Source organism: Metabacillus litoralis (genome assembly GCF_020524045.1).
Lineage (GTDB): Bacteria > Bacillota > Bacilli > Bacillales > Bacillaceae > Metabacillus > Metabacillus litoralis_C.
The window spans coordinates 1-14,910 of sequence record NZ_JAIVKL010000017.1 but is presented as its reverse complement, the minus strand read 5'-3'; the positions used below and the strand labels follow the sequence as shown (position 1 = coordinate 14,910).

Here is a 14,910-nt window from a genome sequence, read left to right as displayed (position 1 = left end):
ACCCCTTTTACAGTTCAGGTTTAGCTTTATGATGATCTGTTGCTTGCTCAAATGCATGTGCAACGCGGTAAATTGTGCTTTCGTCAAAATGCTTTCCGATAATTTGTAAGCCTAGTGGTAATCCGTTTGATAAACCACATGGTACTGAAATTCCTGGTACACCCGCTAAGTTTACTGGAATGGTTAAAATATCGTTTGCATACATTGTTAATGGATCCTTTACATTTTCACCTATTTTAAATGCAGGTGTTGGTGTTGTAGGTCCGATGATCACATCATATTTTTCAAACACATCTTCGAAATCTTTTTTAATTAATGTACGTACTTTTTGTGCTTTTTTATAGTAAGCATCATAATAACCAGAGCTTAATGCAAATGTTCCTAGCATAATACGACGCTTAACTTCGTTACCAAAGCCTTCTGCACGACTTTGCTTGTACAACTCTATTAAGTTTTCAGCATTATCTGAGCGATGTCCATAACGAACACCATCAAAGCGAGAAAGGTTTGCTGAAGCTTCTGATGAAGAAAGTAAGTAGTAGGTAGCTAGAGCATATTTCGAGTGTGGTAATGATACCTCTTCCCATGTTGCACCAAGTCCTTCTAACACTTTTAACGAATCTAAAACAGATTGCTTTACCTCTTCTTGAACACCTTCACCTAAATATTCTTTAGGTACAGCAATTTTCAAGCCCTTCACATCACCTGTTAATGAAGAAAGAAAGTCTGGTACATCAACATTTGCAGACGTGGAATCCATCTCATCTACACCTGAAATAGCTTGAAGAAGAAAGGCATTGTCTTCTACATTACGTGTTATTGGTCCAATTTGATCTAAAGAAGATGCAAAAGCAACTAAACCAAAGCGTGATACACGACCATATGTAGGTTTTAGACCAACAACTCCACAAAATGATGCAGGCTGACGAATCGAACCACCAGTATCAGATCCTAAAGAAAATAGGACTTCTCCTGCTGCGACAGCTGCTGCTGAACCACCACTAGATCCACCAGGAACTGTTTCAAGATTCCAAGGATTTTTCGTAGGCTTAAATCCTGAGTTTTCATTAGAAGAGCCCATCGCAAACTCGTCCATATTTAATTTACCGATTGTCACGGTTTCTGCTTTTTGCAGATGTTTCACAACAGTAGCATCATAAATAGGATCAAAGTTTTCTAGAATTTTACTCGCACAAGTGGTACGAAGGTTTTTTGTTACGATATTATCTTTCACACCAATTGGCATTCCAAATAAAAGTCCGAATTCACTACGACTATCTAATGCCTCATCTAATTCTTTCGCATATGTACGTGCATTTTCTTCATTTAATGTTAAAAATGCTCCAACCTTGTCATCTACCTCTTGAATACGTTTATAAGAAGTATCAACTAAATCAGAAACTGTAATTTCTTTTTTATGTAAAAGTTCTTTTAATTCAGATATTTTACGATCAAAAAGCTCCATGCTTGTCCCTCCCTTATTCTAAAATTGATGGTACGCGAATATAACCATCAGCATGATCTGGCGCGTTTTTCACAACCTCTTCATTATCTAATCCCTTTTTCGGAATATCTTCTCGCATAATGTTCTTCATATCTAATACATGAGATGTTGGTTTCACATTTTCTGTATCCACTTCATTTAACTGTTCAGCAAATGTAATGATCGCATCTAATTGTTGTGTTAAAAGCGATGCTTCATCATCAGTAATCGCTAAACGAGCCAAATTTGCTACGTGTTTTACTTGATCTGTTGAAATTCTAGACATTTCCTCTCACCTCCAAAAAATCGTACAATCACAATACTCTGATGATACCAAAATAGTGCATAGTTAATCAACAATTCGTATAAAAAGCCTACATTTAATGAGTTGCTGCTTTAGAGAGTAAATTGTGGTTTTTGACTTATTTGCTGATTTGCCTGTTTTATTTGCTATTTCGGCATATATATTTGCTATCTTCGTTACTATATTTGCGGTTTTTAACGATATATTTGCTAAAATCCACAATATATTAGTTTTTCGACAAAATCCGACACCGAGCATCCAGACTGGCACCTGACATCCGCACTCGCCAGCCCTCACAAAAAAACCGCTAGCTCATCAACCAAACTAGCGGCAAAATCTCTGATCACACCAACTATTCAATCTCAATCTTCGTCGGTTTCTTCTTATCAAGTGTAATCTCAAGCAACCCATGTCGGTAAACAGCCTTCATATTCCGCTTAATCACATAGTCTGGTAAATGAACTTTGCGTACACCACCAATTTTTCGTGTATGATCTGCCTGCTCTTTCACTTTAATAACTAATTCTTCGCCGCGAATTTCTACATCAATACTTTCTTTCGCTACACCAGGTAATTCAGCGATTACCTTAAAATGACGATCTGTATCAACTACTTCCACGTCAAAACTAGCAAACTCAGGCTTTCGAAAAGCACCATCTATCGTATCTAAAAGCGTACGCTTAGGCCGCTTTTGAAAAAAATCATTCATCATTTTCATCGGATCTGACATCGTACACATCCTCCTCATCTTAGTACTTCCTATATAATATGAAGAAAGAGGGATTTTGCCTCAAAAAAGAGAGGGGTCAGACCCCCATATTAGGTGTCTGACCCCTCTTACTTTACTATTATGCTTTGGCTTGCTCGAATTCTTCTTCGATTTCTTTTGATGGAGCTTCTGTTACTAAGCTTACAACCATTACGGCAATCCATGCGAAGATAAACCCTGGTACGATTTCATAAAGGCTAAATGGAATGACAGCTTCCGTGATAACCTCGCCTGCTTCGTTCAATTCAGGTGTTGATAACATCTTCCATACTACAACTGTAACTGCTCCTACGATCATTCCTGCCAGTGCTCCCCAACGATTCATACGTTTCCAGAAAAGAGAGAGAATGATTACAGGACCAAATGCAGCGCCGAATCCTGCCCACGCATAACTTACTAAATCTAATACTGAGCTATCTGGATTTGAAGCTAGTAAAATAGCAATTAATGCGATTGCCGCAACTGAAATACGACCAACCCATACTAGTTCTTTTTCAGAAGCATCTTTTCTTAAAATAGCTTTATAGAAATCCTCTGCTACAGCACTTGAAGAAACCAATAGCTGAGAATCAATTGTACTCATAATAGCAGCTAAGATGGCAGCTAATAGAATACCAGATACCCAAGGATCAAATAAAACTTGTGTAAAGAGAATAAATACTTGCTCTCCATCTGCAACTGGATTTTCTGCGAAGTATGAAATACCTGCAAATCCAGTGAAAATTGCTCCGAATAATGCAAATACCATCCAGATTGTACCGATCATACGTGCTTTAGGTACATCTTTTACAGAACGTAATGCCATAAAACGAGTTAAGATATGTGGTTGACCAAAGTAACCTAATCCCCATGCAAGTAAAGAGATAATCGCTAATGCTGACATTCCTGAAAATGCATCAAGATAAATTGGGTCAAGTTCACCTACTTGATTAACTGTTTCACTCCAACCACCAATTTTATTAATTGCTACAATTGGAACAATAATTAATGCTAAGAACATTAGTATTCCTTGAATAAAGTCAGTCCAACTAACTGCTAAGAAACCACCAAGGAATGTGTACGAAATAATAACAATTGCACCAATCCAAAGTGCTTGTGTGTAAGATAGGCCAAATGAAGCTTCAAATAATTTCGCTCCCCCAACCATACCTGATGACGTGTAGAACGTAAAGAATAGTAAAATAACTAAAGCTGAGATAACACGTAAAAGCTTTGATCCATCTTTAAATCGATTTTCAAAGAAATCTGGGATTGTAATAGAGTCATTAGCAACCTCAGTATAACTACGTAAGCGTTTAGCCACAAATTGCCAGTTTAGATAAGCACCGACAGCTAAACCTACTGCAATCCAAATTTGATTCATACCACCAGATGCGTAAACTGCACCAGGTAAACCTAATAATAACCAACTACTCATATCTGATGCACCAGCACTTAGTGCGGCAACACCTGGACCTAATCTTCTTCCACCTAATACATAGTCTGAAAGATTACTAGTCATTTTGTAGGCAGCGATACCGATACCTAACATACCCACTAAATAAATTATAAACGTAATTAATACACCTGTTTCCACTAATTAGTCACTCCTCTCTGTAAAGTTTGTAATGATTGATAATACAACTAAGGCTAACATTGGTACAAATAACCAAAACCAAGTTGCTCCTGTAAGTGCGTAATCCATTAAATACTCACCTCCTAAAATTGCTGTCAACAAATCTCTATGCAAGCTTATGCAATTTAATGATGGATGAAAGAAAATAGATTAGTAGTACCACATTGGCATAACCCTTAATAATGTTAACACAATATGACAACCCTAACAAATCAAACGCTTGTCCGATTTTATTAAAATGTATAATTATACATAAAAACGCATCAATTAGGCATTATATCCTACATTTGGTTATATCTATTCATAAAAATTAATAAAATTAAATTTACAAATTCCGTTATTTTTCATTCATTTTTTGAAGATTCTTGTCTTATCCATCATAAAAAACAAACTGAATTTCTTTATTATTTTTTTCAAATGATTCCCAAAATCACATGTAAGTTTATTGAATTTATAGAAGATAAAACAAATACATGATAAAATTTGTACAAGATTATATTAATCAGGAGTGGATGATGTGAAGAAATTTTTAATCGGATTTGGTAGTTTTTTAATTTTACTTGGAGCTGGTGGAATTGTTAATCATATTTCCATGACCTTCAAGGCTATACAAGAAGAACAAGAAATGTACGGTGGAAGCATTCAATTTATGATCCTGCAGTCCATTGGTTCAATGGGTCCATATTTAACTTTACTAATTGGTGGAGGGATCATCATTGCTTTTGCTGCCTTTTTAAATGAATATCAAAAACGCAGTGATCTTAATTCACAGCTGATACAAGTACTTTCACAGCAGCTCAGCACAAAAGAAATACCTGAAAAAGACGAGACACACACAAAGCAAATGAATCATCAGCAAAACAATACTTCAGTTTTTGAAGAAACACCACCTGAACAAGAACAGGACGAGCGTATTTTTTGGAATGGGTGAGACCTGTCATTCACTTCTTTCTTTCCTATTCTCACCTTAAAAAGTGCCTATGACCGGTTAGGCGCTGAACCACAAAATAGAGGCTGGCCATAATTAAAGAATTCATACAAAAAGACGAATAAAAAAATTCAGTTAAGTAAAAGAAACAAGTTCGTTCCATTTCGCTGCAGACACTCGCTTTCCACGGGGAGGAAGCTAAGCCTCCTCGGCATGCCTGCGGGGTCTCAGCCTTTCTTCAATTCCCGTAGGAGTCGATTGTCTTCCGCTCCATTCCACAAGTTTTTAAAATAGGATGCAAAATCAAAACATATTGAAGACGGCAAATAAAAACCCGAACTATTAGGCGAATGTTTACTTGACATATCACCTAATAATTCGGGTTTATCATTAGCTTAAATACTTATGTTCCAACATCTTTTGCTTCTATTTTTAATTTACCTTATAGCATTTCAGAAGTTGTTTTTGCTTGCATATGAAGCAGTAGATAGTCCGGTCCACCTGCTTTGGAATCTGTTCCAGACATGTTAAAACCACCAAATGGTTGATATCCAACGATCGCTCCTGTACAGCCTCGATTAAAATATAAATTTCCGACATGAAAATCTTCTCGAGCTTTTTCAATATGTTCACGATTGTTCGTTAAAACAGCACCTGTTAGCCCATAATCCGTATTGTTTGCAATATCAATGGCATGATCAAAATCTTTCGCTTTGCAAAAAGCAACAACTGGGCCAAAAATCTCTTCCTTCATTAACCGTGCATTTTCATCAACATCTGCAAAAATGGTCGGTTCGATAAAAAATCCTTGTGAATTGTCACCATGACCCCCAGCAACTAACTCACCTTCCTTTTTCCCAATCTCAATATAACTCATCACTTTGTCAAATGCGGCTTGATCGATTACAGGTCCCATATAAACAGACGCGTCCTTTGTTTCCCCCAATGATAAATTATTAGTTAGTTGGATCGCACGATTTAAAACCTGATCATATACGTCCTCAAGAATAACAGCTCGTGAACAAGCTGAACATTTTTGACCTGAAAAGCCAAATGCTGAAGCAACAATTGATTGTGCTGCTAATTCTAAATCAGCCGATGAATCGACAACAATCGTATCTTTTCCTCCCATTTCAGCGATGACTCGCTTTAGCCAAATTTGCCCTTCATGTACTTTAGCCGCTCTTTCATAAATTCTAACTCCAACATCTCGAGATCCTGTAAAGCTGATAAAGCGTGTTCTTGGATGATCAACTAAATAATCCCCCACTTCTGAACCGCTTCCAGGCACATAATTCACCACACCTGCAGGAAGCCCAGCTTCTTCAAGAACCTCAATAAATTTAGCTGCAACAACAGGTGTTGTACTTGCTGGCTTTAATAAAACTGTGTTCCCAGAAACCACCGCTGCAGCTGTCATTCCAGCCATAATCGCAAACGCAAAATTCCATGGCGAAATAATAATACCGACGCCTAACGGTATGTAATTGAACCGATTATATTCAATAGGACGACTTTCAATTTTGACTCCATCTTTCATCGATAACATTTGTCGTCCATAATATTCCATAAAGTCGATCGCCTCAGCTGTATCAGCATCAGCCTCATTCCATGGTTTACCGGCTTCTTTTACTAAAAGTGCCGAAAATTCATGCTTTCGTCGACGAACAATAGCAGATGCGCGAAATAAAATATCTGCTCTCAATTCAGGCTTTGATTTTCGCCACACATCAAACGTTTCATCAGCAATATTCATTGCTTTTTCCGCATGCTCTTGTGTTGCTTTAGAAACGGTTCCAACTACTTCTTGTTTATTAGCAGGATTCACCGATACAATTTTATCCTTCGTTGGTATCCGCTCTCCTCCAATCACTAAATCATAATCTTTATTTAAATAAGATTGGACAACCATTAATCCTTTCTCAAACTCTAGTTTATTTTCTTCAACAGAAAAATCAGTAAACGGTTCATGTTTGTAGGGTACTACCATTTTCTTCGCCTCCCTGTAAATAATGAAAAAAACTTCCCAACTCCTTCTCAGACACTCATCCTATGAAGAAAGAACTTGAAGCAAAATAATAAGAACTCAAAAAAGGCCTACAAATCAACTTCAACTAACAAAAAGCGATACGTATGGCTATTTATCATTCTTGGTTCATTCGTATGCATATTGTTATTTAGAAATGATTAACTTTTATAATCAATGGAAATCTATCATTGTAAAGGAGGTATTAGGAAAGATGTTTTTTCCTACTAGTATTAAAAAAGGATGACTCAAAGTGTATAAAATACCTTTACGTCATCCTTTTGCATATAGTTTATTTATAAATATGAACAGTCGGCTCTTCTTGATTTGGTTCTTTTAAGATAAGCGCTTCTTGATTATCTGTTGACATGATATTCACTTCTAAATCAACATAATCTGGAAAGTATTCCATGACCTTTCCTGTAACAAACTGAGTGAAGGCAATCACTTCTGCTTTGCTGTAAAATTGCATTGGTATTTCAATATCCAAATGATTTAGCTCACCATTTTTATAAAAGGCTTTCCCGATTACACCTGTATAATTAGGGAAAAATTCTTCTATATCCGATTTAAAGCGATTAAACATTTGTGCATCATCTCGATAAGCTTTTGTTGCCTCTGGTGAAGGAAAGAAGAAATACTCTTCATCAATATCAACCCACTTACCCAAATCATTACTTCCTTCTTTTACTACAGCTTTTGCTACAAAATTACCTGGAACAATCGAAGATCTTTTTTCTTGTTCAAAGATAGCAATAGTAATTGGAACTTTTTCTAAACCCTTGGTGCTTCTCACGCGATTAATGACCTCTTGAGCGATTTCTTTTCCTTTTGCTAATAGCTCAGAACGATTAATGTTATATTCGCGTGCATACCCATCTTCCTGTTTAAAATAATGAACAGAATTCATTGCTAATCCAATAACAACGCCACCTAATTCAGCTGTTTCTTCTTTTCGAATTAAGTAATTATGCTCTAGCATATGAGCTAAATAAATTGGATTTTCAGAATTGAGCTTCTCTAAGCCAGCATCACCAGAAGGTTTCGGTAGAGCTGGATTTAAACCAAGCTCTTTATATTCCTTACCAGCCTTTTTCGCTTCTTCTTGAGCACTCTTCAGATCATCACCCGTTTTCTTTCGGCTGACCCAGCTTCTTATCACATCACTCTTAATATATTGACCTTCTTGGTAGACATAATTGTCTGGTGAAAATGTATCTTGAGCAACTCTCATTAAGCCTGTTTCAAATTCATCAATATCTAACCTTGTATTTAATTGCTTTGAAACAAGTCCTCTTGCTTCCCCTGGCTTAAAAGGCAAAATCATTTTATAGTACGAATCAGAAATATTGTACTTTGGAATGATCGCTTTTTCCTTTGACTCATCTTCCGTTTCCTGCACGATTTCATCTTGCTCTCCAAAATTAGGTGCACAAGCTGATAATAAAAGAAAACTAGCGAGCACCATAAATGATATTTTTTTCAAGTGATTACACACCTCTTATCTGTTTAGTTCCTCAACAAGCCTAGATTCATCCCACACTTCAATTTTTAGCTCTTCTGCTTTTTTTAACTTACTTCCAGCAGCTTCCCCTGCAACAACTAAATCTGTGCTTTTGCTAACACTTCCAGTCACTTTTCCACCAAAAGCTTCTATTCTATCTTTTGCTTCATTTCTAGAAAGTTGTTCAAGTTTGCCTGTTAATACAACTGTTTTACCTGCAAAATAAGAATCACTATCTTCTACTCTCACTAATTTTGGACCTTTATAAGTTGTATTAACACCAAGTGCCTGAAGCTCAGAAATAAGTTCTTGAACATCTGGATTAACAAAATATGTATGGACACTATCTGCCATTTTATCACCAATTTCATTAATCGCAATAAGATCTTCTACTGATGCTTGTTGAAGCTGTTCTATAGTTTCAAAATGTTGTGCTAATGTTTTTGCTGCTTTTGCACCAACATGACGAATACCTAACCCAAACAACATTCTTTCAAGTGAATTATCCTTAGATTGCTCAATAGCTTTTAATAAATTATCTGTGGATTTCTCACCCATACGTTCAAGCTGCAAAAGCTGATCTTTTGTTAATCGATATAAATCGGCAACATCCTTAATTAAGCCTTCTTGAAATAACTGAATCACAACACGTTCACCAAGACCATCAATGTTCATTGCATTTCTTGAAACAAAGTGTATCAAACCTTCTGTGATCTGTGCTGGACATTGTGGATTGATGCAGCGAAGAGCTACCTCACCTTCAATGCGAACAAGCTCACTTTCACAAGCAGGACAATGTGTTGGCATTACAAAGGCTTCTTCATCACCTGTTCGTTGCTCAACAAGTACATTTACTACCTCAGGAATAATATCACCGGCTTTTTTTACAACAACCGTATCACCAATTTTAATGTCTTTTTCCCTAATCAAATCTTCATTATGAAGTGAAGCACGCTGAACTGTTGTGCCAGCCACTCGGACAGGCTCTAAAATTGCCGTTGGAGTAATAACCCCTGTTCGACCTACACTTAACTCGATATTGAGTAGCTTGGTTGTCACTTCTTCAGCAGGAAACTTATAAGCAATGGCCCATCTAGGACTTTTCGCTGTAAAACCAAGCTCCTCCTGTTGTGCTAGTGAATCTACTTTAATTACTATACCATCTATATCATATGACAGCTTGGATCTTTTTTCTAAAAATCCTTCAATAAAAGTGATTACTTCTTCAATAGAAGCAAATTTTTTTCGTTCAGGATTCGTCTTAAACCCTTCTTTTTCGAGCAAGTCTAGTGCTTCACTATGTCGTTCAATACCTGTACCACCAAGATCAGCTATACTATAAACAAAAATATCCAAATTTCGTTTTGCTGCAATTTTTGGATCAAGCTGTCTAACTGAACCTGCTGCAGCATTACGTGGATTAGCAAATGGTTCTTCTTCAAGCTTTTCACGTTGTTCATTTAACTTCTCGAAAGACTTCTTTGGCATAAATACTTCACCACGAACTTCAAATGAAAGCTCATCTTTTAGTCTTAAAGGAATAGAACGCACGGTTTTTAAGTTCTCTGTTATATCCTCACCTGTTGATCCATCACCACGCGTTGCACCTTGAACAAACAACCCACTTTCATAACGTAGAGATACAGCAAGTCCATCAATTTTCAATTCAACAACATATTGAACATCTTCACCTACAGCTTGGATAACTCGTTTGTCAAAATCTCGTAAGTCTTGTTCATTGAATGCATTTCCCAAGCTTAACATCGGTGTTTTATGAACTACCTTCGAAAATGCATCCAGAATCACTCCACCAACCCTTTGAGTTGGAGAATCTATCGTTTTTAGTTCTGGAAAATCAGATTCAAGTGAGATAAGCTCTTGCATAAGACGATCATATTCAGCATCAGGAACACTTGGCTTATCTAGTACATGATATTCATAGTTGTATGTATTTAAGAGCTCATGAAGCTCTTCTGCTCTTTTTGTTGCTGATTGTTTATCCATTAAAGATGTCCAACCCTTTCTACTGAGCTTAGTTTTGCTTATACTTAGGTTCAATTTAACCACCATTCATATATACGAATGATGGTTAAATTAAGTTTCCTATTAAACTTTAGTAATTGGAGCAAATTTGGCAAGCAGTCGCTTTATTCCTACAGGACTTGGAAAGGCAATATCTAATTCTTTACCTTCACCAGTTCCTTTCACACTTACAACTGTTCCAGTACCCCACTTTTTGTGTGCAGCTTTATCACCAACTGCCCAACCAATTTCATCTCCACCTGTTGAAGCAGCAATTGGTCTTGATACAGGTGGACGTTTCTCAGTCGTTCGTGATGAACTAAAAGGAGAAGAAGTAGACTGCCTAGATTGCTTAGCAGCTGCTTTTACTTTTTCATTTAAGTTCTCAATTAATTCACTAGGAATTTCTGATATAAAGCGTGATTCTGGATTCATGCTTGTCCGACCGAATAATGTACGCATTTGGGCATTTGTAATAAACAGTTCTTTTTCAGCTCTAGTAATTCCAACATAAGCTAGACGGCGTTCTTCCTCCATTTCGTCTTCTTCCATTAATGAACGACTATGTGGGAAAACACCTTCCTCAAGTCCTATCAAGAAGACAACAGGAAACTCTAATCCTTTAGCAGAGTGAAGAGTCATTAAAACCAATGAGTCTTTTTGCTCTTGATCATCTTCCTCTAGCTTATCTATATCTGCCACAAGTGCTAAATCAGTTAAAAAGGCGATCAGACTTTTATCTTCATTTGTTTTTTCAAATGATTGTGTGACAGATAAGAACTCATCGATATTTTCTAATCTACTTTGAGCTTCGAGTGTTTTTTCCTGCTTTAGCATTTCTCGATAGCCTGACTTTTCGATAATTTCTTCCGCTAGCTCTGTTACAGATAAATAATCCTGCATATTTACTAGGTTACTGATCATTTCTCGGAATTCAATGATTGCGTTCGTCACTCTGGCACTTACACCAATTTGCTCGATTTCATATAATGCACCAAACAGAGATAAATCATTATTAACAGCGTAGTTCGCAATTTTATCAAAAGAAGTTGAACCAACTCCACGTTTTGGCACATTGATCACTCTAGTTAAACTAATGTCATCATCTGGATTTGATATCAATCTTAAATAAGCAAGCAAGTCCTTAATCTCTTTACGATCATAGAACTTAATACCGCCGACAATTGTATAATTCAAATTAGACTTTAGCAGAACTTCCTCTATAATACGTGATTGTGCATTAGTACGATAAAGAATCGCAATCTCTGAAAGCTTTTTTTCACCGGAATCAACAAGCTGTTTGATTTTACCTGCGACAAATTGACCTTCAGCTGATTCACTATCTGCACGATAATAGGTGATTTTTGCACCTTGCTGATTTTCTGTCCAAAGCTTTTTAGGCTTTCGATTTGAGTTGTTTTTAATTACTTCATTTGCTGCTTGTAAAATTAATTTAGTTGATCGATAGTTTTGTTCAAGTAAAATCACATTAGCCTGTGGATAATCCTTCTCAAACGAAAGAATATTTGCGATATCGGCACCACGCCAGCGATATATGGATTGATCAGAGTCACCAACTACACATAGATTTTTAAAACGTGCAGCTAATAGTTTGACAAGCATATATTGTGCTCTATTCGTATCCTGATACTCATCAACATGAATATACTGAAACTTTCGTTGATAAGATTCAAGTACTTCAGGAACAGTTTGGAACAATTGAATTGTCTTCATAATCAGATCATCGAAATCTAATGATTGATTTTTACGAAGCTTTTTTTGGTATTCTCTATAAACATCACTCACCATTTGCTCATGATGACTACTAGCCGATTTATCATATTCTTCTGGTGTAATTAGTTCGTTTTTTGCACTACTAATAGAACCTAGCATACCTCTAGGATCATATTTTTTCGGATCAAGATTTTTCTCTTTGAGTACTGTTTTTATGACAGACAATTGATCTGTCGTATCAAGAATGGAAAAGTTACGATTAATACCCATTCTGTCACTATCTCGACGCAATATTCTTACACACATCGAGTGAAATGTTGAAATCCATATATCATCAGCACCAGGTCCAAGGATAGCCTGAATTCTTTCTTTCATTTCTCTTGCCGCTTTATTTGTAAAAGTAATCGCAAGGATATTCCAAGGAGCTACTTGTTTTTCTGTCATTAAATAGGCAATACGATGTGTTAAAACACGGGTTTTACCACTTCCGGCCCCCGCCATTAATAGTAATGGCCCATCGGTTGCTTTTACTGCTTGTTGTTGCATGTCATTCAAACCTGATAATAATTGATTTGATAGGAATTGCAACTTCTCCACCACCTTAATCAAACGTATGTTCTGTATTTGATTTTACATTTTTTATTACATTTGTTCAATAGTTTTCCATAAAATACTATTTTACAGCTGCCACAGTTTGTAGTGCTGCTTTTAAATCTGTGTAAATCACATTTCCAACAACCACTACATCAGCATGCTCTGAAAATTCTTTGGCTTCCTCAGCAGATGCTATTCCACCACCATAAAATAGCTTAGTATTTGATAATACCTTTTTTGTTTCCTTAACAACAGCTAGATCTCCTAATTTTCCACTATATTCTAAATAGAAGATTGGTAAATGGAACATGTTTTCTGCCACACGTGCGTATGCTTTTACATCTTCTATTGAAAGGCCTGTTGATGCTTCTGTTAGCTTTGCAGCTTTACAGTCTGGATTTAATATACAATATCCTTCAACAATAATTTCATCCCAATTCATAATATCGCCATATTCTTTTACAGCTTCTTGGTGTAAATTGATTAGCCATTTTGTTGTTTTGCTATTCATGACAGATGGAATGAAATATAGGTCAAAGCCTGGAATAATCGATTCTACTGTTGAAACTTCTAAAACACAAGGAATTAAATAGCGTCTGATTCTGGCCATCAAGTTTAACACATTGTCTTCGGTAATATTGTCACTTCCACCGACAAGGATGGCGTCTGTGCCGGATTCACATATTTTCTCTAAGTCTTCGTCACTAATTTCTTTATCAGGATCGAGTTTAAAGACATGCTTCCACTCGTTAATATCATACATTTTTGGACTCCTCCATTCAAAAACATCCAATCTTTATTATAGCAAATTACTAGGGGGCACAAAAACTTAAATAGAGATGTATTAAATGGATAATTTGCTAAGTTTGGTCAATATAGTAGAAGAAAAAGTATTATAAACCCAAAAGATAGAAACAAATCCGTTTCATTTCGCTCCAGACACTTGCTTTCCGCGGGGAGGAAGTCAAGCCTCCTCGGCTTTGCCTGCGGGGTCTCGACCATTCCTCTGCTCCCGCAGGAGTCAAGTGTCTTCCGCTCCATTCCACTATAGTGTATTCACAAAGATACAACCTTTGAAAAACAACTCCCATTTATTAGCTATTTAGATAGCAGTTTATTGCTATTGTTATATTAGAAATAAACAACACAAGACGGTTTATAAATGAAATATTGTTAAATTGCTTCTTTTATAGTTATTTCCTTAATAATATTTTCACCGAATAATATCAAAGCGGAGCATGATGAATATATGTTTCATGTTGTATTTCTTACTTCTTACTTCACTATCACCAAACATAAGGAATGCTGTAGTTAAGTACTTTGGAAAACTTAATCAATTCACCCTTGATACAGAAAAAATAAACATGTAAAAAAGACAAACTGGGAAATCCTTTTGGTCTTATTGTTGTATTAATTTTTGAAAGCACACAATTACACTGGAGAGGATACACATTAACTAAAGAAATAATGTTTCTATTTACTTATTACAAATAAACAAGAAGATGATAAGTAGAATTTATAATTACTGGTGTGTTTTCTATAGAAATTTTTAGTACAGTTGTTTCCATATACAACTACTAACTATAGCAATAGTAATTCTATTTTGGTTAAGCATGGGTCACTTTACGTTTGTGTCTTATTAATCTTTTGTAATGAAGTATTATAACCTAATATTTGTGAAAAATAGGGTGGTTTTCAATTATTTAAAGTTTAAAACTTTGTATTAACGCTATGTTGATTGTAGTGGAAGGCGTGAGACTCCTGCGGGAATGCGAGTGAGGCCACTGAAAAAGTCTCCAATTATAATTTTTAAAGGTATTCGATGAATTTCTCATTGAATACCTTTTTCTTGTTATATAATTAATGTATTAATTATAGGTGGTGTGGTATACATGCTTGATAAACAAGGAGAATTTATTCTTAGTCCTTAT

10 protein-coding genes are annotated in these 14,910 nt (G+C 36.0%); 1 reads left to right on the top strand and 9 read right to left on the bottom strand.

What is annotated here, in order from left to right:
• Positions 1–7 precede the first annotated feature (7 nt).
• The 4 genes from gatA to putP form a co-directional block, all read right to left on the bottom strand.
• The gene (gatA, locus tag LC076_RS19335; protein WP_226670730.1) at positions 8–1,465 is read right to left on the bottom strand and encodes an Asp-tRNA(Asn)/Glu-tRNA(Gln) amidotransferase subunit GatA; all 1,458 of its coding nucleotides are present in this window, start codon (positions 1,463–1,465) and stop codon (positions 8–10) included.
• A 13-nt stretch (positions 1,466–1,478) separates the two neighbouring features.
• Complete coding sequence (gene gatC, locus LC076_RS19330; protein ID WP_226670729.1) at positions 1,479–1,769, bottom strand: Asp-tRNA(Asn)/Glu-tRNA(Gln) amidotransferase subunit GatC; 291 nt, start codon at positions 1,767–1,769, stop codon at positions 1,479–1,481.
• A 370-nt stretch (positions 1,770–2,139) separates the two neighbouring features.
• Positions 2,140–2,517 carry an Hsp20/alpha crystallin family protein gene (locus LC076_RS19325; protein ID WP_226670728.1) on the bottom strand — a complete coding sequence of 126 codons (378 nt, stop codon included), beginning with the start codon at positions 2,515–2,517 and terminating at the stop codon, positions 2,140–2,142.
• Between the two features lie 118 nt (positions 2,518–2,635).
• On the bottom strand, positions 2,636–4,132 hold the full coding sequence (putP, locus tag LC076_RS19320; protein WP_226670727.1) for a sodium/proline symporter PutP: 1,497 nt from the start codon (positions 4,130–4,132) through the stop codon (positions 2,636–2,638).
• A gap of 556 nt (positions 4,133–4,688) precedes the next feature.
• Between putP and LC076_RS19315 the strand changes: the two genes are divergently transcribed.
• Complete coding sequence (locus LC076_RS19315) at positions 4,689–5,102, top strand: hypothetical protein (RefSeq protein ID WP_226670726.1); 414 nt, start codon at positions 4,689–4,691, stop codon at positions 5,100–5,102.
• 439 nt (positions 5,103–5,541) lie between these two features.
• Here LC076_RS19315 and pruA read toward each other — a convergent pair whose 3' ends face one another.
• The 5 genes from pruA to LC076_RS19290 form a co-directional block, all read right to left on the bottom strand.
• Entirely contained in the window at positions 5,542–7,089 is a 1,548-nt protein-coding gene (pruA, locus tag LC076_RS19310; protein ID WP_226670725.1) for an L-glutamate gamma-semialdehyde dehydrogenase, read from the bottom strand.
• Between the two features lie 328 nt (positions 7,090–7,417).
• Positions 7,418–8,611: a CamS family sex pheromone protein gene (locus tag LC076_RS19305; protein ID WP_226670724.1), complete on the bottom strand. Its 1,194-nt coding sequence runs from the start codon at positions 8,609–8,611 to the stop codon at positions 7,418–7,420.
• Between the two features lie 15 nt (positions 8,612–8,626).
• A complete protein-coding gene (ligA, locus tag LC076_RS19300; protein WP_226670723.1) occupies positions 8,627–10,633 on the bottom strand; it encodes an NAD-dependent DNA ligase LigA in 2,007 nt (668 codons plus the stop codon).
• 102 nt (positions 10,634–10,735) lie between these two features.
• Entirely contained in the window at positions 10,736–12,973 is a 2,238-nt protein-coding gene (pcrA, locus tag LC076_RS19295) for a DNA helicase PcrA (RefSeq protein WP_226670722.1), read from the bottom strand.
• Positions 12,974–13,058: 85 nt separating this feature from the next.
• A complete protein-coding gene (locus LC076_RS19290; protein ID WP_226670721.1) occupies positions 13,059–13,742 on the bottom strand; it encodes a heptaprenylglyceryl phosphate synthase in 684 nt (227 codons plus the stop codon).
• Between the last annotated feature and the right edge of the window lie 1,168 nt (positions 13,743–14,910).

Bases quoted from the DNA above. Each gene is read 5' to 3' on its own strand.
- gatA (WP_226670730.1), bottom strand. From the start codon at position 1,465: ATGGAGCTTTTTGATCGTAAAATATCTGAATTAAAAGAACTTTTACAT.
- gatC (WP_226670729.1), bottom strand. From the start codon at position 1,769: ATGTCTAGAATTTCAACAGATCAAGTAAAACACGTAGCAAATTTGGCT.
- LC076_RS19325 (WP_226670728.1), bottom strand. From the start codon at position 2,517: ATGTCAGATCCGATGAAAATGATGAATGATTTTTTTCAAAAGCGGCCT.
- pruA (WP_226670725.1), bottom strand. From the start codon at position 7,089: ATGGTAGTACCCTACAAACATGAACCGTTTACTGATTTTTCTGTTGAA.
- ligA (WP_226670723.1), bottom strand. From the start codon at position 10,633: ATGGATAAACAATCAGCAACAAAAAGAGCAGAAGAGCTTCATGAGCTC.
- LC076_RS19290 (WP_226670721.1), bottom strand. From the start codon at position 13,742: ATGTATGATATTAACGAGTGGAAGCATGTCTTTAAACTCGATCCTGAT.